Genomic DNA, 20,801 nt, shown 5'->3' with positions numbered 1-20,801 from the left:
ATGGCGGACTTCGACCGCGTCGGCACCGACGCCTACGGCACCGAGGGCTTCGCCTCCGAGCGCATCGTGGCCGCGGGCGCCGACGACCTCGAACGGGCGGCCGAGGCCGCGCTGCGTCCCCGCCGGCTGGAGGAGTTCGTCGGGCAGCGCGTCGTCCGCGACCAGCTCTCGCTCGTCCTCCAGGCGGCGCTCGCGCGTGGCAGCGCCCCCGACCACGTGCTGCTCTCCGGCCCGCCCGGGCTCGGCAAGACGACGCTCGCCATGATCATCGCGGCCGAGCTCGGCACCTCGCTGCGGGTGACGTCGGGGCCGGCGATCCAGCACGCCGGCGACCTCGCCGCCGTCCTGTCCTCCCTCGAGGAGGGCGAGGTCCTGTTCATCGACGAGATCCACCGCCTCGCACGCCCGGCCGAGGAGCTCCTCTACATGGCCATGGAGGACTTCCGCGTCGACGTCGTCGTGGGCAAGGGCGCCGGCGCGAGCGCGATCCCGCTCAGCCTGCCGCCCTTCACCGCGGTCGGCGCGACCACCCGCGCGGGGCTTCTCCCGGCGCCGCTGCGCGACCGCTTCGGCTTCACGGGACACCTCGACTTCTACTCGGGCGACGAGCTCGAGAAGGTGCTGGTGCGCTCCGCCGGTCTGCTCGGCGTCGCGCTCGACGCCGACGCCGCCCGCGAGATCGCCGGGCGCTCGCGCGGCACCCCGCGCATCGCCAACCGGCTCCTGCGCCGCGTGCGCGACTGGGCACAGGTCCGCGGCGACGGCAGCCTCGACCTGCGCGCCGCGCGGGCCGCGCTCGAGGTCTACGAGGTCGACCCGATCGGCCTCGACAGGCTCGACCGCGCCGTGCTCACGGCGCTGTGCACGCGCTTCAACGGCGGTCCCGTCGGCCTGACCACGCTCGCCGTGACGGTCGGCGAGGAGGCCGAGACCGTCGAGACCGTGGCCGAGCCGTACCTCGTCCGCGAAGGGCTCGTGGGCCGCACCCCGCGGGGCCGGGTCGCGACCCCCGCGGCCTGGGCGCACCTCGGGCTCACGCCCCCGCGCGAGACGGGTACCCTCTTCGACGGGTGACCGTGGTCACAGGCTGCTCCGGGCAGGGCCTAGACTGGTCGGGACCCGCGGGGAACTCCACGGCCTGACGGCACGTTGGGGTCCGTGTGCGCGAGCCCAGAACTGCCGCGCAGCTCCCCGCCGACGAACAGGACACGTGAGACCCCGTCATGGATATCAGCTTCATCCTCATCCTCGCCCTCGCGGCCGGTGCGATGTTCCTCATGACCAGCCGCACCCGCAAGCAGCAGCGTGAGGCCCAGAACTTCCGGGCCAACCTCGCACCGGGCCAGGAGGTCATGACGGGGTCGGGCATGTTCGGCACGATCGTCGAGGTGGACGAGGAGGCCGACGTCATCACCATCGAGTCGACCCCCGGCAGCCGGACCCGGTGGCTGCGCGCCGCGATCGCCAAGCGCATCGACGAGCCCGTCGAGGAGACCCCCGAGGAGTCAGAGGAGAGCGTCGCCACGGACGGGACCGGTGCGGCCTACGGCAGTGCGGCTAGCATCTCCTCCGGTGCGTCGAAGGACGACGGCGACGACGTCGTCGTCCCGGACGACCTGTCGGGCCTCACGGACGAGCGGGTGGACAACGACCGCGACCGCCGCGACGAGGGCACCGACGGCAAGTGACAGACGCCGGCCGCCGCGGCGGCCGGCATGACGCGGCGGGTCCCGCGAGGGGCCCGTCGCACGCGCACGAGAAGAGACGGACAGTTGGCCAGCAGCAGCACACGAGCGAGGCCCGTACGGACCCTCGTCTTCCTGGGCGTCCTCGTGGTCGCCCTCTTCGGCAGCCTCTTCGCAGGGACGAAGCTCGACCCGCAGACGGCCGACGACCCCGGCGGTGCGAGCCTCTTCCCGGGGCTCGCGCTCGACCTCGAGGGCGGCACCCAGATCATCCTGCGCCCCGTGACGACCGACGGCTCCGAGCCGACGTCCGAGGACATCACCCAGGCGATCAACGTCATCCGCCAGCGCATCGACGCGCAGGGCGTCTCCGAGGCGGAGATCACCAGCCAGGGCGGTCAGAACATCGTCGTCGGCATCCCCGGTGAGCCGAGCCAGGAGACGATCGACCTCGTCAGCACGTCCGCGCAGATGCGCTTCCGCCCCGTGCTGGCCGTCGCGGCGCCGACGCCGACGACGACCGAGGAGGACGCCGCGGCCGAGGACGACGCGGCCACCGAGGACGGCGCCGAGGACGCGGCCTCCGAGGGCCAGTCGGCCGACGCGTCCGCGGACGCCGCCACCGACGAGGCGACGGACGCCCCGGCCGACGACGCGACGTCGGACACGACGGAGGAGCCCGCGGAGCGCCCGGAGAACCCGAGCGACCTCGCCCAGATCACGCCCGAGATCCAGGAGCAGTTCGACGCGCTCGACTGCACGCTCCCGGAGAACCTCGTAGGCGGCGACTCCGGCCCCACGGACAGCGCGTTCGTCACGTGCTCCGCGGACGGGTTCGCGAAGTACGTCCTCGGCCCCGTCGAGCTCGAGGGGACCGACATCGAGAACGCCAGCTCGGGCCTGCGCGTGGGCCAGAACGGCGTCGTGACGAACGAGTGGGTGGTCAACCTCGAGTTCGACTCCGAGGGCACTGCCGCCTTCCGCGAGGTCACGACCCGCATCACCCCGCTGCCCACGCCGCAGAACCAGTTCGCGATGGTGCTCGACGGCCTCGTCATCTCCGCGCCGGTGTCGAACCAGGCGATCCCCGACGGCAAGGCCGAGATCTCCGGGTCCTTCACGCGCGACAGCGCCGCCACGCTCGCGAACCAGCTGAACTTCGGCTCGCTGCCGCTGACGTTCGAGGTGCAGAGCCAGGAGCAGATCTCCGCGACGCTCGGCTCGGAGCAGCTCCAGAAGGGTCTGCTCGCCGGGGCCATCGGCATGCTGCTCGTCGTGATCTACTCCCTGTTCCAGTACCGCGTGCTCGGTCTGGTCACGGTCGCCTCGCTCGGGGTCGCCGGCCTCATCGCCTACGGCGTGATCACGCTGCTGTCGTGGACGATGGGCTACCGCCTGTCGCTCGCCGGCGTCGCGGGTCTCATCGTGGCGATCGGTATCACGGCCGACTCGTTCATCGTCTACTTCGAGCGCATCCGCGACGAGCTGCGCGACGGTCGCACGCTCAACTCCGCGGTGGAGAAGGGCTGGCAGCGCGCACGCCGCACGATCCTCGCGTCGGACGCGGTGAACTTCTGCGCCGCGATCGTGCTCTACTTCCTCGCGGTCGGCGGCGTCCGTGGCTTCGCGTTCACGCTGGGTCTCACGACGCTCATCGACATCGTCGTGGTGTTCCTCTTCACGCACCCGCTGCTCCAGCTGCTCGCCCGGACGAAGTTCTTCGCGACGGGCCACCCGTGGTCCGGCCTCGACCCGCGCCGTCTCGGCGCGCGCAGCATCCGCTACGCGGGCCGCGGCAGGGTCGTGACCCCCGCGACGGGCACGGGCGACGGCGCGGAGGCCACGGCCTCGGCCGTGGAGGACGAGCCGGTCGCCCCGGCACGGGAGACGGTCGGCGCCGGTGTCGGCTCGTCGAGCGGCACCGCCCGCATGACCATCGCGGAGCGTCGGGCCGCGGAGCGCCGCGCCGCGGCCGCTCCGGGCACCGTCGAGGACCAGCCGACGGACGCCGAGGCGTCCGAGGGCGAGAACGAGGAGAAGCACTGATGGCCAGCGGTTTCGCCCAGTGGGGCAACGACCTCTACACCGGCCGCCGGTCCTACGCGATCGTCGGGCGTCGACGCCGATACTTCGTCGCCGCGATCATCGCGGTGGTCCTCTCGCTCGCGGTCGTGGGCGTGCGGATCGCGGGCGGCGGCCTCAACCTCGGCATCGAGTTCCGTGGCGGCTCCCAGTTCACGGTCTCGGGCGTGGCGGACGCGTCGCAGCAGCCGGCCATCGACGCGGTGGCCGAGGTCGCCCCGGACGAGGTGCCGCGCATCTCGACCGTCGGCGGCGACACGGTGCGCGTCCAGACCGCCGAGCTCGACAACGACGAGGTCGAGGAGCTGCGGGTCGCCCTCGGAGCCGCGTACGACGTCGAGACCGGCGAGGTGACGAGCTCCTTCATCGGCCCGACGTGGGGTCAGGACGTGTCGCAGAAGGCGCTCGTCGGCCTCGTCGTGTTCCTGCTGCTCGTCAGCCTTGTCATGACGATCTACTTCCGGAACTGGCGCATGGCGCTCGCTGCGGTGATCGCGCTGTTCCACGACCTGATCGTCACCATCGGCATCTACGCCCTCGTGGGGTGGGAGATCACGCCCGCCACCGTGATCGGCGTCCTGACGATCCTCGCGTACTCGATCTACGACACCGTCGTGGTCTTCGACAAGGTGCGCGAGAACACCACCGGCATCCTCGACCAGACCCGCAGCACGTACGCGGAGCGCGCGAACCTCGCGATCAACCAGACGATGGTGCGCTCGATCAACACGTCCGTGGTGGCCCTGCTGCCCGTCGCGGCGATCCTGTTCATCGGCGCGTTCCTGCTCGGGGCCGGGACGCTGCGCGACATCGCGCTCGCGCTGTTCGTCGGCATGGCGGTCGGTGCGTACTCGTCGATCTTCCTCGCGACGCCGCTTGAGGTCACCCTGCGCGAGCGTGAGCCGGCGATCGCCGAGCACACGCGCAAGGTCGTGGACCTGCGGGCGGACCGTGTCGCCGAGCTCGGCGACGAGGGGGCCGACGACGCGGTGCTCGCCGCCGCCGGGGTGGAGGGCCGTCGCCAGCTCCAACCGGGTGCGCACCAGGGGAACAAGGCGCAGCCGCGTCGCCGTCGCGGGTCGCGATGACGGCCGAGCACATCCTGCCTGGCGAGGCCGACGGACTGCGTGCCGTCGGCCTCGCCGGTCTCCCGCCCGAGCAGGTGGCCCGCGTGCTGGACCTCGTGCGCGCGGTGCCGGACTACCCGCACCCGGGCATCACGTTCCGCGACATCACCGGCCTTCTCGCCGACGGCGAGGCGTTCGCGTCGGTCGTGTCGGCGCTGGCCGCCGTGGCCGCGTCGTCGGGCGACGTCGACGTGGTCGCCGGGATGGAGGCCCGCGGGTTCCTCCTCGGTGCGCCGCTCGCGACGCACCTGGGTGTCGGGTTCGTCCCGCTGCGCAAGGCCGGCAAGCTGCCGCCACCCACGGAGCGGGTCACCTACGACCTCGAGTACGGCACGGCCACCATCGAGCTGCGCACGGGAACACTGACGCCGGGTGCGCGTGTTCTGGTGGTGGACGACGTCCTCGCGACCGGCGGCACGGCCGCGGCGGGTGCCGAGCTCGTGGAGCGCAGCGGGGGAGTCGTCGCCGGGATGGCGTTCCTGCTCGAGCTCGTCGGGCTCGGGGGGCGCGCACGCCTCGCGGGACGCGAGGTGACGACCCTCCTGCACGTCGAGTCGTAGGATTGCCACTCGGGTCGGTGCGTCGTGGTGCGTACCGGCCGACGCAGCAGACGACGGACCGCGGGAGGAGGGCGCATGAGCGAGGACACGCGCACGTCGCGCCCGGGCGGGCAGGCGCCGTCCGCCGCCCCGGGGCAGGGAAGCGGCACGCCGAACCGTGGGGTGCGGTCGCGGCTCGTCCGCTTCGGCACCCGCACCGGGGGTGCGAGCCCGGCGCTCGAGCCGTTGCTGCAGGCCGTCCGGACGAACCACCCGCGCGCGGACCTGTCGGCGATCGAGCGCGCGTACGCGACGGCGGAGAAGGCGCACCGGGGGCAGCTGCGCAAGAGCGGCGACCCGTACATCACGCACCCCGTCGCGGTGGCGACGATCCTGGCGGAGCTGGGCTTCGACGGGTCGACGCTCGCCGCCGCCCTTCTGCACGACACGGTGGAGGACACCGAGTACTCCCTCGACCAGCTGCGCGGTGAGTACGGCGACGAGATCGCGATGCTCGTCGACGGCGTCACCAAGCTCGACAAGGTCACGTACGGCGACGCCGCGCAGGCGGAGACCGTCCGCAAGATGGTCGTCGCGATGGCGCGGGACATCCGGGTGCTCGTCATCAAGCTCGCCGACCGCCTGCACAACGCCCGCACGTGGAAGTACGTGTCGTCGAAGTCCGCGGAGCGCAAGGCGCGCGAGACGCTCGAGATCTACGCGCCGCTCGCGCACCGGCTCGGCATGAACACGATCAAGTGGGAGCTGGAGGACCTGTCCTTCCAGGCCCTGTACCCCAAGGTGTACGACGAGATCGTGCACCTGGTGGCCGAGCGCGCCCCGGCCCGCGAGGAGTACCTCGCGGTGGTCCGCGAGCAGGTCACGGCCGACCTGCGCTCGGCGAAGATCAAGGCCACGGTCACGGGTCGGCCGAAGCACTACTACTCGATCTACCAGAAGATGATCGTGCGCGGCCACGACTTCGCGGAGATCTACGACCTCGTCGGTGCGCGGGTCCTCGTGGACACCGTCCGGGACTGCTACGCGGCGTTGGGTGCGCTGCACGCACGGTGGAACCCTGTGCCGGGGCGGTTCAAGGACTACATCGCGATGCCGAAGTTCAACATGTACCAGTCGTTGCACACGACGGTCATCGGCCCCGGCGGCAAGCCCGTCGAGATCCAGATCCGCACGCACGAGATGCACCGTCGCGCGGAGTACGGCGTGGCCGCCCACTGGAAGTACAAGGAGACGGCGAAGTCGGGCGGGAAGACCGCCAAGGACGACACCGCGGCCAACGACATGCGCTGGCTGCGCCAGCTCGTGGACTGGCAGCGCGAGACGGCGGACCCGGCGGAGTTCCTCGACTCGCTGCGCTTCGAGATCGGCGGCGCGGAGGTCTACGTCTTCACGCCGAAGGGTGACGTCATGGCGCTGCCCGCCGGCTCGACGCCGGTCGACTTCGCGTACGCGGTGCACACCGAGGTCGGTCACCGCACGATGGGCGCGCGGGTCAACGGCCGTCTCGTCCCCCTCGACTCGACGCTGGAGAACGGCGACGCGGTCGACGTCCTGACGTCCAAGTCGGAGAACGCCGGACCGAGCCGTGACTGGCTCGCGTTCGTCAAGAGCCCGCGGGCCCGGAACAAGATCCGGCAGTGGTTCTCGAAGGAGCGTCGCGAGGAGGCCGTCGAGCACGGCAAGGACGCCATCGCCAAGGCGATGCGCAAGCAGAACCTGCCGATCCAGCGGCTCCTGACGCACGAGACGCTCGTCGCCCTCGCGAACGAGATGCGCTTCGCGGACGTCACCGCGCTGTACGCGGCGATCGGCGAGGGTCAGGTCTCCGCGGCGAACGTCGTCTCGAAGCTCGTCCAGTCGATGGGCGGGGACGAGGGCACGGTCGAGGACGTCGCGGAGACGGCCCGGCCGGGTCAGACCGCGCGCCGTGTCCGGACCGGGGACCCCGGCGTCATGGTCAAGGGCGTCGACGACATCTGGGTCAAGCTCGCCAAGTGCTGCACCCCCGTACCGGGCGACGAGATCATCGGGTTCGTGACGCGCGGGCAGGGCGTGAGCGTGCACCGCACCGACTGCAACAACGTGGTGGGGCTGCGCAACCAGCCGGAGCGCATCGTCGACGTGGCGTGGACGACGGGCTCCAACACGATGTTCCTCGTGCAGATCCAGGTCGAGGCGCTCGACCGCGCCCGCCTGCTGTCCGATGTCACGCGCGTGCTGTCCGACCACCACGTGAACATCCTGTCGGCCACCGTGTCGACGTCGAACGACCGCGTCGCCATGTCGCGGTTCGTGTTCGAGATGGCCGAGCCGGGCCACCTGGCGCAGGTCCTCAGCGCGGTCCGCAAGGTCGACGGCGTGTTCGACGTCTACCGGATCACGGGGTCGCGCGCGGACCAGCACGCCCCGCCGCTCCCGGCCTGACCCCTCCGGCCGGCGACCGGCCGCGACGCCCACGCACGGCCCGGGCCGGGGCGCGCCGTCGGGCGGCTGTCACCGCCCGGTGGCAGCATCGGGGCCATGGATCTGCCCGTCCTGCCGCCCGTCCTGCCCATGCTCGCGAAGTCCGTGCCGCACGTGCCGGAGGCGGACGCCGTCCCCGGCGGGTACGTGTACGAGCCGAAGTGGGACGGGTTCCGCGCGATCGTCTACCGCGACGGCGACGAGGTGCGCATCGACAGCCGCAACGCCCGCCCCATGGAGCGCTACTTCCCGGAGGTCGTGGAGGCGGCGCGCCGTGCGCTCCCGCCGCGCTGCGTGGTCGACGGCGAGATCGTCGTCGCGCAGGACGGTCGCCTCGAGTTCGAGGTGCTCCAGCAGCGGATCCACCCCGCCGCGTCCCGGGTGCGGCTCCTCGCCGAGTCGACGCCGGCGAGTCTCGTCGTGTTCGACGTCCTCGCGCTCGACGACGAGGACCTGACCCGCGAGCCGCTGTCGCGTCGGCACGAGGTCCTCGACGCGCTCGGCCTCGACGGTCCGGACGTCCACGCCACCCCGCGCACCCGCGACGCGGAGGTGGCGCGCGCCTGGTTCGACACGTTCGAGGGGGCGGGTCTCGACGGTGTCGTCGCGAAGCCCCTCGACGGGGTCTACCAGCCGAACAAGCGGGCGATGCTCAAGATCAAGCACGGGCGCGAGGCCGACGTGGTGCCCGCGGGGTACCGCCTGCACAAGACGTCGACGCCGCAGGAGCCGTTGATCGGCTCGCTCCTGCTCGGCCTGTACGACGACGCGGGGGCGCTCCAGTTCGTCGGGGTTGCCGCGTCGTTCCCCACGGCGCGCCGTGCCGCGCTCGTCGCGGAGCTCGCCCCGCTCGTCGTCGAGCCCGGCACGCCGGAGGCAGATGCGCACCCCTGGGCGGGGTGGGAGAACCCCGCGGGCGAACGCATGCCCGGGGCCGTGTCGCGGTGGAGCGCGGGCAAGGACCTGTCGTTCACGCCGCTGCGCGCCGAGCGGGTCCTCGAGGTCGCCTACGACCACATGGAGGGCACCCGCTTCCGGCACACCGCGCAGTTCCGGCGCTGGCGCGAGGACCGTGACCCGGCGTCGTGCACGTACGACCAGCTGGAGGAGCCCGTGTCCTACGACCTGACGGAGATCCTGCCGGGAGCCCCCGGCGCCGCACCCGCGCCGTCGCGCTGAGCCGGGGTGCGCCCGCGCGCATGCGTCGTGTCCGGGACCGGGGTGCGAGCGCTCTCTCCTCCTGCGGGGGCGTGACAGGAGGAGGCGTCCCATGAACGACAGGTCGGACCAGCGGCGCCTGACGCCCGGCAAGGTCGCCGGAGGTGTGGTCGCAGCCCTGGGCCTGCTCTTCGCGGCCTGGGCGGTCCCGGAGATCCGGGACGGGGCGTGCACGCGCTCCGTCGTCTCGTGGGACTGGCACCCTCCCCTCTGCGGGGCGGAGTTCGCCCCGGTCTCCGACGCGGAGGCGGTGTCGTCGCTGCGGGACTTCTACGGCCGCAGCGGGGGAGCCGAACCCGAGCGGGGCTGGCGGTTGCTCAGCGCCGAGGCGCAAGGCCAGTACCCGCTCGACAGCTTCGAGGAGGACTGGGCTCCGTACGCCTGGGCCGAGCTGATGGGAGCGCCACGGGCGACGGGCCACGGGCTCAACGAGTTCATGGTCACGTACCGCACCTACACGGAGGACGGGTGGGTCGACCTGCGGGAGACGCGCGTGGTGCTCCAGAAGAGCGAGCGCGGCACCCTCGTCGCGGACTGGGACCGTGGGGACCGGACGGCAGAGTCGGAGCGCCACACCTACACCCGCGTCACGCTCCGGGAGGAGTCGGGGACGTGGCAGGAGCCGTCCGCCGACGCCGCGCCCGCCGCGCCCGCGTCCCACCTGTCGGTCGGCGGGGGACTGACCGCGCTGTGCGTCCTTCCTGCCGGGGCGAGTACGGACGGCGAGACGTGGTTGCGCACGACGATGGGGTGGCTCCCGGCAGACAGGGTCACGGGTCACGAGGCGGTGACCATCGTGTGCGACCCCCGCGAGACGCCGCCCACATGACCTGCTCCCCGGTCAGTCCTCGCCGTCGCGCGGGCGGTCGCGGTCCTTGCTCGGCTGGACGCGCTTCGGCTCGCCCGGCATCTTCGGGTACTCGGGCGGGTAGGGCAGGTCGCCGAGCCCGTGCTCGGCCTCGTCGCGGCGCGAGAGCTCGAGCGCGGGTTCCAGCGACGCCCCGGGCGCGGTACGGTCGGCGCGCAGCGGGGCGAACAGGTCGCCGACGTCGGCGAACCGCGCGGGCATGGTCCGCACGTCGAAGTCGTCGGGGTGGGCGTCGGCGAGCTCGTCCCAGCGCAGCGGCGCGGAGACCGTCGCCCGCTGGTTGGCGCGGATGGAGTATGCCGACGCGATGGTGCGATCCCGGGCCATCTGGTTGTAGTCGACGAAGATCTTGGCGCCGCGCTCCTCTTTCCACCACTTCGTCGTGACCTGCTCGGGCAGTCGTCGTTCGAGCTCTCGGCCGATCGCGATGGTCGCGCGGCGCGCGGCGACGAAGTCCCACTCGGGCGCGACGGGGACGAAGACGTGGATGCCGCGGCCACCGGACGTCTTGGGGTAGCCCGGGAGGCCGAGCTCGTCGAGGAGCTCGTGCAGGTGCGGGGCGACGCGCACGGCGTCGTCGAAGTCCGTGCCGGGCTGCGGGTCGAGGTCGATGCGGAGCTGGTCGACGGCCTCCACGTCGCCGCCGCGCACCGGCCACGGGTGGAAGGTGAGCGTGCCGAGGTTCGCCGCCCAGGCGACCACCGCGAGCTCGGAGGGGCACACCTCGTCCGCCGTCCGGCCGCTCGGGAACGCGATCCGGGCCGTGCGCACGTACTCGGGTGCTCCCTTCGGGATGCGCTTCTGGTAGAACGCATCGCCGCTGTTGTCCGTCCGGGTGCTCATCCGGGCCCCCTCGAACACGCCCTTCGGCCACCGTTCGAGGGTCGTGGGGCGGTCCACGAGGGCGCCGAGGACGCCGTCCCCAACCGAGACGAAGTACTGCACGACGTCGAGCTTCGTCACCCCGAGGGCGGGGAACACGACACGGTCGGGGCTGGTGACGCGCACCGTGCGCCCGTCGACGTCGAGCTCCACCGGCGGAGCCTTCGCTGCGGCCATGCCGCCCAACCTAGCCCGGCCCGCCGACGTCGGCGAGCAGGGCCGCGAGGGTGGTCCGCGCCCTCTCGCGCGCCGGCCAGCGGTAGCGCAGCTCGAGCGAGCGGGCCGCCACGGCAGGGTCGAGCCCGTGGTCGTCGCGCAGCCGGCGCAGTGTCACGAGCGCCTCGTCCGGGTCGACGCGCGTCGCGACGTCGAGCGCGGTCCGGACCACGCCCGTGACACGGACGTCGCCGATCCGCAGCACCTCGCCCTGCAGCACCGCCGCCTGCCGGGCGGTGCGTCCCGGACGCGGTGCAGGGCGGTGCGTGCCCGGCGGGTACAGCAGCTCGAGACGCGCGGGAGCGGGGCCGCCGCACAGGAGCCAGGCCGCGCTCGCGCCACCCACGACGCAGTGCGACGGGACGACGTCGCGGACCGCGGCCGCGCGCAGCAGAGGCGTCCGCGGGACCTGGACCGGGGAGGCCACGTCCTCCCAGACGTGCACGAGGGCACCACGCCGCAGGAGATCCTGGAACGCAGCGCCGCCGCCCACGTCGGCGGCGCGCACGAGCCGGCCGACCTCCGGGTCGCGAGCGACGAGGAGCCGGGCGAGCGGCGGGTAGCCGGTGGCGGGGGACGGACCACGCGCGGCGGGCGTTCCGGACGGGGCGGCGGCGAGGTGTGCGGTCATGGGAGACCACCGTGCCGCACCCCGGCGCCGCACGACAGAGGCCGGTGCCCGTCTGTGGACGGACACCGGCCCCTGACCTGCCGAGAGGGTCAGCCGCGGGAGTCCTCCGCGGCACGCACGACCTGCTCGAGCCACGAGCGTCGCGCGGCGAGCGCCGTCTCCAGCTCGGACACGGCCCGGGCGTCACCCCGGCCGCGCGCGGCCTCGAGGTCGTCCTCGAGACCGCTGATCGCGGCCTCGAGCTGGGCCGCAGCCCCCTCGGCGCGCGCACGCGTCTCGGGGTTGGTCCGGGTCCACTGGGCCTGCTCGGCGTCGCGCACCGCGTTCTCGACCGCACGGAGGCGGCCCTCGACGCGCTGGAGGTCGCCGCGCGGCACGCGCCCGGCCTCCTCCCACCGCTCCTGGACGTCGCGGAGCGCGGACTTGGCGGCGGCGAGGTCCTTCACGGGCACGATGGCCTCGGCCTGCGTGAGCAGCGCCTCCTTGACCTCGAGGTTCGCCGCGTACTCGGCGTCGGTGGCGGAGTTCGCCGCGTCCCGCGCCTGGAAGAACGCGTCCTGCGCCGCGCGGAAGCGCGCCCACAGGGCGTCGTCGTCCTTGCGGCTCGCTCGCCCGGCCGCCTTCCAACGGGCCATGAGGTCGCGGTACGCGCCGGCGGTGGGGCCCCACTCGGTGCTCGTCGAGAGAGCCTCGGCCTCGGCGACCAGCTTCTCCTTCTCCGCCTTCGCGGCGGTGTTGCGCTGCTCGAGCTCGGCGAAGAAGTGACGGCGCTCGCGGTCGAACGCGGTCCGCGCGTGGCTGAACCGCTTCCACAGCGCCTCCTCGCTCGTCCGGTCGATGCGCGGACCGCTGCGCTGCGCCTCCTTCCAGCGCTCGAGCAGACCGCGCAGCTCCTCGCCGGCGGGACGCCACTGCATCCGGCTCGGGTCGGTCGCCGCGATCCGCTCCGCCGCCTCGATGATCTCCGTGCGGGCGGCGAGCGCGGCGGCCTTCGCCGCGGCACGCTCGGACTCGAGCTGGGAACGGCGCTCGGCCGCGACGCCGCGCAGCGTCTCCACCTGGGTGCGCAGCGCGTCGAGGTCGCCGACGGCGGGCGGCTCGGCGGTCTCCTCGGCGAGGCGGGCCAGCGTCTGGTCGATCTCCCGCACGGACAGGTCCGTGCCGGACAGCCGCGCCTCGAAGAGCGACACCTTGGCCTGCAGGTCGAGGTAGCGCCGCACGTACAGCGTCAGGGCCTCGTCGGCGTCGCCACCGGGGAACTGCCCGACGGCGCGCTCGCCGGTGCTCTCGCGGACGTACACCGTGCCGTCCTCGTCGACGCGACCGAACTCCGCCGCGGCCTTGGCCGCCGCCGAGTCGTCGGAGAGCGCGGGGACGGCCGGGACCTCCGGCGCGGCTGCGGGCGTCGCCGCGGCGGGGCGGCGCGGCGGGTGCGGGACCGCGGAAGGCTTCGGGCGCGGGCCGGGCCGCGGCGCGGGGCGCGGGGCCGGGGTGGGCGCCGGCGCCGCCTCGGCGCGGGTCTCGGCCTCCGCCTCGACCTTCGTCTCGGCCTCCGCCTCGACCGTCGTCGTGGCGTCCGGCGTGCCCGCGGACTCCTCGGCGGCGGCAAGGGCGTCGTCGGCCGACGCTGCCTCGGTGGCCTCGGTGGCCTCGGTGGCCTCGGTGGCCTCGGTGGCTGGCGTCTCGGCGCTCTCCACCTCGGTCGTCTCGACCCGTTCGGTCGCGTCCGACTCCGCGGGCTGGGCAGCCTGCGTGCTCGCCTCGTTGTTCGCGGGATCGCTCACTGGGTCTCAACTCCTTCGATGGTGACCGGGGTGGCGGGGGAGCCGTCGCCGGCTCCGTCCGCGGTCCCCGCGTCAGCGACTGCCTGGACGACGTCCAGGCCGGATGTGATGGTGCCGAACACGGTGTATCCACCCGCCGCGTCGGACGGGATGGTCGAGTCCTCGTAGACGAGGAAGAACTGGGAGCCCATCGACTCGGCGTTCCCGCCCTGGCGGGCCATGGCGACGGTGCCCGCGGGGTACACGTCGTCGGCCGGGGCGTTCTCGATGGGGCCGAAGCCGTAGCCGGGGTCGCCGGTGCCCGTGCCGGTCGGGTCGCCGCACTGGAGCACGTAGATGCCGGAGGTGGTGAGGCGGTGGCACGACGTCTCGTCGAAGTAGCCCGCCTCGGCGAGGGCGACGAAGTTCGCGACGGCCTGGGGTGCGGCGGCTCCGTCGAGGGTCAGCTCGATGTCGCCGACGCTCGTGGTGAGGGTCGAGGTCCACTCGCGGCCCTCGGCGGCGGACGCCGGGGGCAGGGTGTACGTCTGCGTGTCGCCGCCGCCCTCTCCGCCTCCGGCGTCGGTGCCGGTGTCCTGGGCGGCGGACAGCGCCCACCACACGACGAGGCCGACGAGGAGCAGGGCGACGACGACGCCGACGACGGACCACGCGCGCTGGCGCCGTGCGCGCTGCTGCGCCTGGTGCAGCTCCCACTTCTCCTGGCGGCGGCGCGCCTGCTCGCGCTCCTTGCTCTTCGTCGACACCCCAGCTCCTTCGGTCCGCCGTGACGGCGCGCGCGGTCGACCCCGGTGCGCCCGTGGTCGGTACGGGACAGTCTAGGCACCCGGAGCGCTGCAGCCCCGTGGATTCTCGCGCCGCAGGTCACGTTCCGGTATCGACCGGGGCGCGGCTAGCCTCGGGGCATGGACGCGGCGACGACGGACGACGGCTCGCACGAGGACGGGAGCACGGGCTCGGAGGTGCGGGTCGAGGTCGTGGTCGCGCCCGTGTTCGGCACGAACTGCGCGGTGGTGAGCGCGCCGGGCGGCGACTGCGTCGTCGTCGACCCGGGCGCCGGCGTCGCGGACGACGTGGTGGCGCTCGTCCGTCGCCGGGGTCTGGTGCCGCGGGCCGTCCTCGCGACGCACGGCCACGTCGACCACACGTGGGACGCCGCGGTGCTCGGCGAGCGCCTGGGCGTCCCGTTCCTCCTGCACGCCGCGGACGCCTACCGGCTCGAGGACCCGTTCGGCACGCTCGAGCGGCACGGGGCGCCGCGCGCCGGGGCGGACGGTCCGGTCGTCTCGGGACCTCTCGGCGCGGCGCTGCGGGCGGCGGGAGCGCGGCCCGAGGACTACCGGCGGCCCGACGACGTGACGACGTTCGACGCCGGCCCCGGGGCGGAGCGGGTCCTGCGTCACGGCGGTCTCGTCCTGCGGGCGGTGGGCGCGCCGGGGCACACCGAGGGCTCGACGCTGTACCTGGTGGGCGAGCCGGGGCGCGGCGTGGTCCTCAGCGGGGACGTGCTGTTCGCTGGGTCGGTGGGGCGCACGGACCTGCCCGGCGGCGACGGCGTCACGATGGCCGCGACCCTGCGGGACGTCGTCGGCCGGCTCGACCCGGGCTGGGACGTGCTGCCCGGTCACGGTCCGGCGACGTCCGTGGCGCGCGAGCTCGCGACGAACCCGTTCCTCGCCGCCTGAGATCCGCGAGTCCCTCCGATCTCCCCCCGACACCCGCCGAGACCCCCGCCGAGACGTCGGCGGCGCCGATTGCGGCGTGCGCCGCGGCGTCTGGAAAGATCGGGCCCATGGCCAGGCCCACCCCCCTCTCCGGTTTCCCCGAATGGCTGCCCGACGGACGCGTCGTCGAGCAGCACGTCCTCGACACGCTGCGCCGGACGTTCGAGCTCCACGGGTTCGCCGGGATCGAGACGCGCGCCGTCGAACCGCTCGACCAGCTGCTGCGCAAGGGCGAGACGTCCAAGGAGGTGTACGTCCTGCGCCGGCTCCAGGAGGAGCCGGGCGCGGACACCGGGGCCGACGCCGCGCCGTCGGGCCGGGGGGACAAGCAGCTCGGCCTGCACTTCGACCTGACGGTGCCGTTCGCGCGCTACGTCCTGGAGAACGCCGGGCACCTCGCGTTCCCGTTCAAGCGCTACCAGATCCAGAAGGTGTGGCGCGGCGAGCGCCCCCAGGACGGGCGGTTCCGCGAGTTCGTGCAGGCGGACGTCGACGTCGTCGGCGCGGGGGAGCTGCCGTACCACTTCGAGGTCGAGCTGCCGCTCGTCATGGCCGAGGCCCTCGGCGCGCTGCGCGACATCGGCGTGCCCGAGGTCCGCGTCCTCGTCAACAACCGGCGCGTCGCCGAGGGGTTCTACCGCGGGCTCGGGATCGACGCGGTCGACGACGTGCTGCGCCAGATCGACAAGCTCGACAAGGTCGGCCCCCAGAGGGTCGCCGACCTCCTCGTCGCCGAGGCGGGCACGACGCGCGAGCAGGCCGACGCGTGCCTCGCGCTCGCCGCGATCAGCGGCGACGACGCGGGCGTCGTGGACCGCGTCCGGGCGCTCGCGGCCGAGCACGACGCCGCGACCGACCTGCTCGAGACCGGCCTCGCCGAGCTCGGCGCCCTCCTGGACGCCGCGAGCGTGCGCGCGCCCGGCGTCGTCGTCGCCGACCTGAAGATCGCGCGCGGCCTCGACTACTACACGGGCTCGGTGTACGAGACGGTCCTCGTGGGCCACGAGCAGCTCGGCTCGATCTGCTCGGGCGGGCGGTACGACACCCTCGCGTCCGACGGCACGCACACCTACCCCGGCGTCGGCCTGTCCATCGGCGTGTCGCGGCTCGTGTCGCGCCTGCTGTCCGCGGGCCTGGTGCGCGCGACGCGCGCCGTGCCGAGCGCGGTCGTCGTCGCCGTCACGGGCGAGGACTCGCGCGCGGCCTCCGACGCGGTCGCCACGGCCCTGCGCGCACGCGGGATCCCCGTGGAGGTCGCGCCCGCCGCCGCGAAGTTCGGCAAGCAGATCCGCTTCGCCGACCGGCGCGGCATCCCGTTCGTGTGGTTCCCCGGCCGGGTCGACGACGACGGCACCCGCACGCCCGACCAGGTCAAGGACATCCGCTCCGGCGAGCAGGTCGAGGCCGACGCCGCGACGTGGGCCCCGCCGGCCGAGGACCTGTGGCCCCGGGTGGTCCCCGCGGGCGACTGACGCGACCGCGCGGCCCGGCCCGCGCGCAGGAGGGAGGGCGGCGTGCCGGACGACGTCGAGCTCGCCCTGCCCTTCACGGGCACGTGGCTCGTGCGCAACAGCCCCGCACGCCGCGTCCCGAGCCACGGGACCCACCTGTTCGCCACCACGTGGGCGATCGACTTCGTCGCGGTCGAGGGGCGGAGCGCGGCGACCGTGCGCGACTGGCGCACCGCCCTCGCGACCGAGCCGCCCGAGCGGTTCCACGCCTACGGGCGCCCCGTGCTCGCCCCGGCCCCGGGCACCGTCGTCACCGCGCACGACGTCGAGCCCGACCACCGGGCCCGGCGCTCGCCCCTCGCGCTGCTCGGCTACGCCCTCTCCCAGGCCGCCCGGGCGCGCGGCGGCGCCGCGGCGCTCGCGGGCAACCACGTGGTCCTCGCGCTGGACGTGCCGGGTGTCTTCGTCGTGCTCGCCCACCTGCGCGCCGGCTCGCTCGGCGTGCGGGCCGGTCGTCGGGTCGTGACGGGGGAGGAGCTGGGCCGGTGCGGCAGCTCCGGCAACTCGACGCAGCCGCACGTGCACGTCCAGACGATGGACGGTCCCGACGGCACGACGGCGCGAGGACTGCCGCTCACGTTCCGCACCTTCCGGGAGACCGGGCGGGGCGGCGTCGTGCGGGAGGTCGAGCGCGGCGTGCCCGCGGAGGGGGCGGTCGTCGCCCCGGCCTGAGCGACGGCCCCCGCGGCGCTGTCCCTGCTGGGCGCCTCATGCGGTGAGCCGGCCGAGACCCGTGACCCAGCCCGCGTGCACGCCGACGACCATCACCGCGGCGGCGAGCAGCAGCACGAGGACCGCGGCGGCGACGTCGGCCGTGCCGAGCGGGACGGGCCGCGACGTCGTGCGCGGGCCGGAACCGAGGCCGCGCGACTCCAGGGCGATCGTCATGCGCTCGGACCGTCGGACCGCGCCGACGAGGAGCGCGAAGGCGGCCGCCCCGAGGGCCCGCGGGGAGCGGGGGAGCGTCCCGGGGGTACGCCGAGGGTCGCGGACCGCCTGCGCGCAGCGGATCGTGTGCCACGTGCCCGGCAGGTCCGCGAGGAGGCGGTGCGCGGCCAGCACGGCGAACGTCCACGACGCGGGCAGCCGTGCGTGCTGGTGCAGGCTCGTCATGAGGCGGACCGGCTCGGTGGTGAGGACGAGCGTGAGCGAGAGCGCCCCGACGAACAGGGTGCGCAGCGCGAGCGACGCGCCGATGCCCAGGCCGTCCGCGCCGACGGTCACCGGTCCGAGGTCGACCGGCGCGCCGCCGGGCCGTGTCGCGACGTTGACGACGAGCAGGCTCGTCGCGAAGCCCAGGAACGGCACGTGCGCGAGGGCGAGGGTGCGCAGGCGGACGCGCCCGAGCACGAGGAGCGCGACGAGCACGAGCACCCACCCGACCGTGGGCGTCACCGGGTCGGTGACGAGCAGGACGGCGGTCCCGAGCGTGAGGAGCGTCGCGAGCTTGACCGTCGGGTTCCACCGGCCCAGGACGGTCGGTCCGGGCGCGCTCATGCCGCGGTCCCGGTCGCCGCGCGGGGCGGGCGCACGGTCGTCGGGGCGCGCCCGGCGGCGCGCGCCTCCGCCGCGTCGAGGGCGCGGACGAGGGGCCGAGGGTGGACGCCGAGGGAGCGGCCCGTCGTCGCCCACCAGTCGAGCAGGGGCGGGAGGCGCAGCGCCGCGTCCGCGCGCAGGCCCGCGTCGGCGAGCACCTCGGGCGTCGCGCCGAGCGCCCGGAGCCGTCCGCCGACGACGACGGCCACCCGGTCCGCGACGTCCGCCACGAGCGCGAGGTCGTGGGTGACGAGCACGACCGCACCGCCGGCGTCGGCCCGTGCGCGCAGCACCCGGCCCGTGGCGGCGGCCTGGGCGCGGTCGAGGCCGAACGTCGGCTCGTCCGCGAGCAGGAGGTCCGGGTCGAGCACCGTCGCCGTGGCGAGGGACAGGCGGCGCTGCTCCCCGCCGGACAGCCGGAACGGGTTGGCGTCGGCGAGCGCCACGAGCCCGAACGCGTCGAGGGCGTGCGCGACGCGCTCCTCGGCGTCGGGCAGCGCCGCGAGACGGGCCGACCACGCGACCTCCTCGCGCACGGTGCGGGCGAGGAGCTGGTGCTCGGGGTCCTGGAACACCATCGCGACGGGACCGCCGGAGGACGTGACGACCTCCCCGGTGGTGCGTTCGAGCGCCGCGAGGCCGCGCAGCAGGGTCGACTTGCCGCCGCCGTTCGGCCCGACGACCGCGAGTACCTCGCCCGCCCGCACGTCGAGGTCGACGTCCCGCACGACCGGCGGCGCGTCGTCGCGGCGACGCCGGCGCGGTGCCCCGCCCCGGTGGACGGCGAGGCCCCGGGCGCGCAGGACGACCGGCGCGCCGGCGCCGTCCCGGGTGCGCGTGGTGCTCGGGCTCCGGTCCGGGTACAGGCGGGCGAGGTCCGTGAGCCATGCGTCGGTCGCGGGCGTGCCGAGCGGGCCGGGCGCGCCCGCGGCGTCGAGCCGGACGGCGAGGGGGAGCCAGCACCCGAGGGCGGCGATCTCGTGGGCGTGCGCGCGCAGCACGTGGTCGGTGGGTCCCTGGGCGACGACGCGACCGTCGTGCCCGAGCACGAGGGTGCTCCCCGGCAGCGTCCCGAGCTCGTCGAGGCGGTGCTCGACGAGGACGACGGTGCGTCCCGTCGCCGGTGCGGCGTCGTCGTCGGGCGCCACGCCGCTGTCCGTGCCGTTCGTGCCGTTCGTGCTGCGGATGCCGCCCGTGCCGCTCGCGAGCGCGGCGATCAGCGCGCCGACCTCGTGCGCGGCCGCGGGGTCGAGGAGCGCCGTGGGCTCGTCGAGGACGACGAGGGACGGGTCGGCGACGAGCGCGGCGGCGAGCGCGACGCGCTGCGCCTCGCCGCCGGACAGCGCGTGGGTCGGGCGGTCGTGCAGGGCGCCGGCACCCACGGCGGCCAGCGCGCCGGCGGCGCGCTCGTCCATGCCGTCCGGGTCGGCGCCGCGGTTCTCGAGCGCGAACCGCAGCTCCTCGCCCACGTGGTCGAGGCACAGCTGGTCGCCGGGCCGCTGCTGGACGAGGCCCACGCGGGCCGCGAGCGCGGCGGGCGTGACGTCGCGCGGGTCCTGCCCGACGACGGACAGCTCGCCCGTCACCGCGCCGGGCAGGGTGTGCGGCACGACGCCGACGATCGCGCGCAGGAGCGTCGACTTGCCGCACCCGGACGGGCCGAGGACGAGCAGCGCGCCGCCCGCGGGCACGGTGGTGGTGACGTCGTCGACGACCCGCGTGCCGTGGTGGCCGACGTCGACGCGCAGGCCGACGGTACGGACGGCGTCGGTCTCCTGTCCGCCGGTCCGACGGTCGTGCGCGCGGCCGGGTGCGAATGCGGGTGCGGGTGCGGGCTCACGCACGGCGCGCCGCCCCGATCGCGAAGGCGTCGAGCGCGCCGGTGCGGGCGAGCGCGTCGCCGAGCAGGCGGGCGGCGATCCCGCACAGCACGACGCACGAGACGACCTGGATGCCGAGCCGCAGCATCGCGTAGTCCTGGCCGAGCCAGCCGAGGCGCACGGCGTTCAACGCGAACGTCACGAGCGCGGCGCTCACGCCGGACACGACGAACACCCACCACCCGTAGCGGCGGTAGCGGGTGGCGGCGAACGCGACCTCGGCCCCGGCGCCCTGGACCAGCCCGACGAGGAGGAGGAGGGGCCCGGCGGGGGACGCGAGGAAGACCACCTCGACGAGCGCGGCGAGCGTCTCCGTGAGGATGCCGACGCCCGGCTTGCGGACGATGTAGGTGGCGAGCGGCCCGACGACGATCCACGCGCCGGCGAGGACGTTCGAGGCCAGGTCACCCAGCGGTCCCATGGCGATCTGCAGCGGGGCCCAGAGCTGCACGAAGACCCAGTACACGAACCCGAACACCACGCCGAGGACCGCGACGAGCACGGTCTCGTGGAGCGTGAGGCCGCGTCGGCCGCGGCGGCCGGTGGCTGGTGCTGCGGGCTCGGGCGTCGTCCGCGTTCCGGTGGTCATGCGTGTCCCTTCGTCGGGCCCCCGGGGCGAGGGGTGCACGACGAC

At 74.5% G+C, this 20,801-nt stretch carries 18 protein-coding genes; 11 read left to right on the top strand and 7 right to left on the bottom strand.

The window, feature by feature from the left end; translation table 11 throughout:
* The 8 genes from ruvB to LGQ04_RS13725 all read left to right on the top strand — a co-directional run bounded on the left by ruvB (position 1) and on the right by LGQ04_RS13725 (position 9,964).
* Positions 1-1,074: a Holliday junction branch migration DNA helicase RuvB gene (gene ruvB / locus LGQ04_RS13760; protein WP_229244482.1), complete on the top strand. Its 1,074-nt coding sequence runs from the start codon at positions 1-3 to the stop codon at positions 1,072-1,074.
* Positions 1,075-1,223: 149 nt separating this feature from the next.
* On the top strand, positions 1,224-1,688 hold the full coding sequence (gene yajC / locus LGQ04_RS13755) for a preprotein translocase subunit YajC (protein ID WP_229244481.1): 465 nt from the start codon (positions 1,224-1,226) through the stop codon (positions 1,686-1,688).
* Between the two features lie 84 nt (positions 1,689-1,772).
* The gene (secD, locus tag LGQ04_RS13750; protein WP_229244480.1) at positions 1,773-3,731 is read left to right on the top strand and encodes a protein translocase subunit SecD; all 1,959 of its coding nucleotides are present in this window, start codon (positions 1,773-1,775) and stop codon (positions 3,729-3,731) included.
* Positions 3,731-4,855 carry a protein translocase subunit SecF gene (gene secF / locus LGQ04_RS13745; RefSeq protein WP_229244479.1) on the top strand — a complete coding sequence of 375 codons (1,125 nt, stop codon included), beginning with the start codon at positions 3,731-3,733 and terminating at the stop codon, positions 4,853-4,855. The genes secD and secF overlap by 1 nt, the downstream gene beginning before the upstream one ends.
* Entirely contained in the window at positions 4,852-5,454 is a 603-nt protein-coding gene (locus LGQ04_RS13740) for an adenine phosphoribosyltransferase (RefSeq protein ID WP_229244478.1), read from the top strand. The genes secF and LGQ04_RS13740 overlap by 4 nt, the downstream gene beginning before the upstream one ends.
* Positions 5,455-5,529: 75 nt before the next feature.
* Positions 5,530-7,878, top strand: a complete 2,349-nt coding sequence (locus tag LGQ04_RS13735) for a RelA/SpoT family protein (RefSeq protein ID WP_229244477.1) — start codon at positions 5,530-5,532, stop codon at positions 7,876-7,878.
* A gap of 96 nt (positions 7,879-7,974) precedes the next feature.
* Complete coding sequence (locus LGQ04_RS13730; RefSeq protein ID WP_229244476.1) at positions 7,975-9,096, top strand: ATP-dependent DNA ligase; 1,122 nt, start codon at positions 7,975-7,977, stop codon at positions 9,094-9,096.
* 91 nt (positions 9,097-9,187) lie between these two features.
* Positions 9,188-9,964 carry a hypothetical protein gene (locus LGQ04_RS13725; protein WP_229244475.1) on the top strand — a complete coding sequence of 259 codons (777 nt, stop codon included), beginning with the start codon at positions 9,188-9,190 and terminating at the stop codon, positions 9,962-9,964.
* A 12-nt stretch (positions 9,965-9,976) separates the two neighbouring features.
* Here LGQ04_RS13725 and ligD read toward each other — a convergent pair whose 3' ends face one another.
* The 4 genes from ligD to LGQ04_RS13705 form a co-directional block, all read right to left on the bottom strand.
* On the bottom strand, positions 9,977-11,062 hold the full coding sequence (gene ligD, locus LGQ04_RS13720) for a non-homologous end-joining DNA ligase (protein ID WP_229244474.1): 1,086 nt from the start codon (positions 11,060-11,062) through the stop codon (positions 9,977-9,979).
* A 10-nt stretch (positions 11,063-11,072) separates the two neighbouring features.
* Positions 11,073-11,732, bottom strand: a complete 660-nt coding sequence (locus tag LGQ04_RS13715) for a hypothetical protein (RefSeq protein ID WP_229244473.1) — start codon at positions 11,730-11,732, stop codon at positions 11,073-11,075.
* An 89-nt stretch (positions 11,733-11,821) separates the two neighbouring features.
* Positions 11,822-13,516: a DUF349 domain-containing protein gene (locus LGQ04_RS13710; RefSeq protein ID WP_229244472.1), complete on the bottom strand. Its 1,695-nt coding sequence runs from the start codon at positions 13,514-13,516 to the stop codon at positions 11,822-11,824.
* The gene (locus LGQ04_RS13705; protein WP_229244471.1) at positions 13,513-14,262 is read right to left on the bottom strand and encodes a peptidylprolyl isomerase; all 750 of its coding nucleotides are present in this window, start codon (positions 14,260-14,262) and stop codon (positions 13,513-13,515) included. The genes LGQ04_RS13710 and LGQ04_RS13705 overlap by 4 nt, the downstream gene beginning before the upstream one ends.
* Before the next feature lie 159 nt (positions 14,263-14,421).
* Here LGQ04_RS13705 and LGQ04_RS13700 point away from each other — a divergent pair, with 159 nt between their 5' ends.
* The 3 genes from LGQ04_RS13700 to LGQ04_RS13690 all read left to right on the top strand — a co-directional run bounded on the left by LGQ04_RS13700 (position 14,422) and on the right by LGQ04_RS13690 (position 17,423).
* Positions 14,422-15,201 (top strand): MBL fold metallo-hydrolase, encoded by a 780-nt coding sequence (locus tag LGQ04_RS13700; protein WP_229244470.1) that lies wholly within the window; start codon positions 14,422-14,424, stop codon positions 15,199-15,201.
* A gap of 107 nt (positions 15,202-15,308) precedes the next feature.
* Positions 15,309-16,712 carry a histidine--tRNA ligase gene (hisS, locus tag LGQ04_RS13695; RefSeq protein WP_229244469.1) on the top strand — a complete coding sequence of 468 codons (1,404 nt, stop codon included), beginning with the start codon at positions 15,309-15,311 and terminating at the stop codon, positions 16,710-16,712.
* A 42-nt stretch (positions 16,713-16,754) separates the two neighbouring features.
* Positions 16,755-17,423: a M23 family metallopeptidase gene (locus LGQ04_RS13690; protein ID WP_229244468.1), complete on the top strand. Its 669-nt coding sequence runs from the start codon at positions 16,755-16,757 to the stop codon at positions 17,421-17,423.
* Positions 17,424-17,459: 36 nt separating this feature from the next.
* Here LGQ04_RS13690 and LGQ04_RS13685 read toward each other — a convergent pair whose 3' ends face one another.
* The 3 genes from LGQ04_RS13685 to LGQ04_RS13675 are packed head-to-tail and all read right to left on the bottom strand — an operon-like array spanning position 17,460 to position 20,756.
* Positions 17,460-18,248, bottom strand: a complete 789-nt coding sequence (locus LGQ04_RS13685; protein ID WP_229244467.1) for an energy-coupling factor transporter transmembrane component T family protein — start codon at positions 18,246-18,248, stop codon at positions 17,460-17,462.
* A complete protein-coding gene (locus LGQ04_RS13680; RefSeq protein WP_229244466.1) occupies positions 18,245-20,131 on the bottom strand; it encodes an ABC transporter ATP-binding protein in 1,887 nt (628 codons plus the stop codon). The genes LGQ04_RS13685 and LGQ04_RS13680 overlap by 4 nt, the downstream gene beginning before the upstream one ends.
* Entirely contained in the window at positions 20,124-20,756 is a 633-nt protein-coding gene (locus LGQ04_RS13675) for an ECF transporter S component (protein ID WP_229244465.1), read from the bottom strand. The genes LGQ04_RS13680 and LGQ04_RS13675 overlap by 8 nt, the downstream gene beginning before the upstream one ends.
* Positions 20,757-20,801 lie beyond the last annotated feature (45 nt).

It is taken from the genome of Cellulosimicrobium marinum (assembly GCF_020551945.1).
GTDB classification, from domain to species: domain Bacteria; phylum Actinomycetota; class Actinomycetes; order Actinomycetales; family Cellulomonadaceae; genus Cellulosimicrobium; species Cellulosimicrobium marinum.
The sequence above is the reverse complement of the archived record's forward strand: the minus strand, read 5'-3'. Positions and strand labels throughout refer to the sequence as shown.

Bases quoted from the DNA above. Each gene is read 5' to 3' on its own strand.
- ruvB (WP_229244482.1), top strand. From the start codon at position 1: ATGGCGGACTTCGACCGCGTCGGCACCGACGCCTACGGCACCGAGGGC.
- LGQ04_RS13675 (WP_229244465.1), bottom strand. From the start codon at position 20,756: ATGACCACCGGAACGCGGACGACGCCCGAGCCCGCAGCACCAGCCACC.
- LGQ04_RS13685 (WP_229244467.1), bottom strand. From the start codon at position 18,248: ATGAGCGCGCCCGGACCGACCGTCCTGGGCCGGTGGAACCCGACGGTC.
- hisS (WP_229244469.1), top strand. From the start codon at position 15,309: ATGGCCAGGCCCACCCCCCTCTCCGGTTTCCCCGAATGGCTGCCCGAC.
- LGQ04_RS13715 (WP_229244473.1), bottom strand. From the start codon at position 11,732: ATGACCGCACACCTCGCCGCCGCCCCGTCCGGAACGCCCGCCGCGCGT.
- yajC (WP_229244481.1), top strand. From the start codon at position 1,224: ATGGATATCAGCTTCATCCTCATCCTCGCCCTCGCGGCCGGTGCGATG.
- LGQ04_RS13740 (WP_229244478.1), top strand. From the start codon at position 4,852: ATGACGGCCGAGCACATCCTGCCTGGCGAGGCCGACGGACTGCGTGCC.
- secF (WP_229244479.1), top strand. From the start codon at position 3,731: ATGGCCAGCGGTTTCGCCCAGTGGGGCAACGACCTCTACACCGGCCGC.
- LGQ04_RS13700 (WP_229244470.1), top strand. From the start codon at position 14,422: ATGGACGCGGCGACGACGGACGACGGCTCGCACGAGGACGGGAGCACG.
- ligD (WP_229244474.1), bottom strand. From the start codon at position 11,062: ATGGCCGCAGCGAAGGCTCCGCCGGTGGAGCTCGACGTCGACGGGCGC.
- LGQ04_RS13730 (WP_229244476.1), top strand. From the start codon at position 7,975: ATGGATCTGCCCGTCCTGCCGCCCGTCCTGCCCATGCTCGCGAAGTCC.
- LGQ04_RS13735 (WP_229244477.1), top strand. From the start codon at position 5,530: ATGAGCGAGGACACGCGCACGTCGCGCCCGGGCGGGCAGGCGCCGTCC.
- LGQ04_RS13725 (WP_229244475.1), top strand. From the start codon at position 9,188: ATGAACGACAGGTCGGACCAGCGGCGCCTGACGCCCGGCAAGGTCGCC.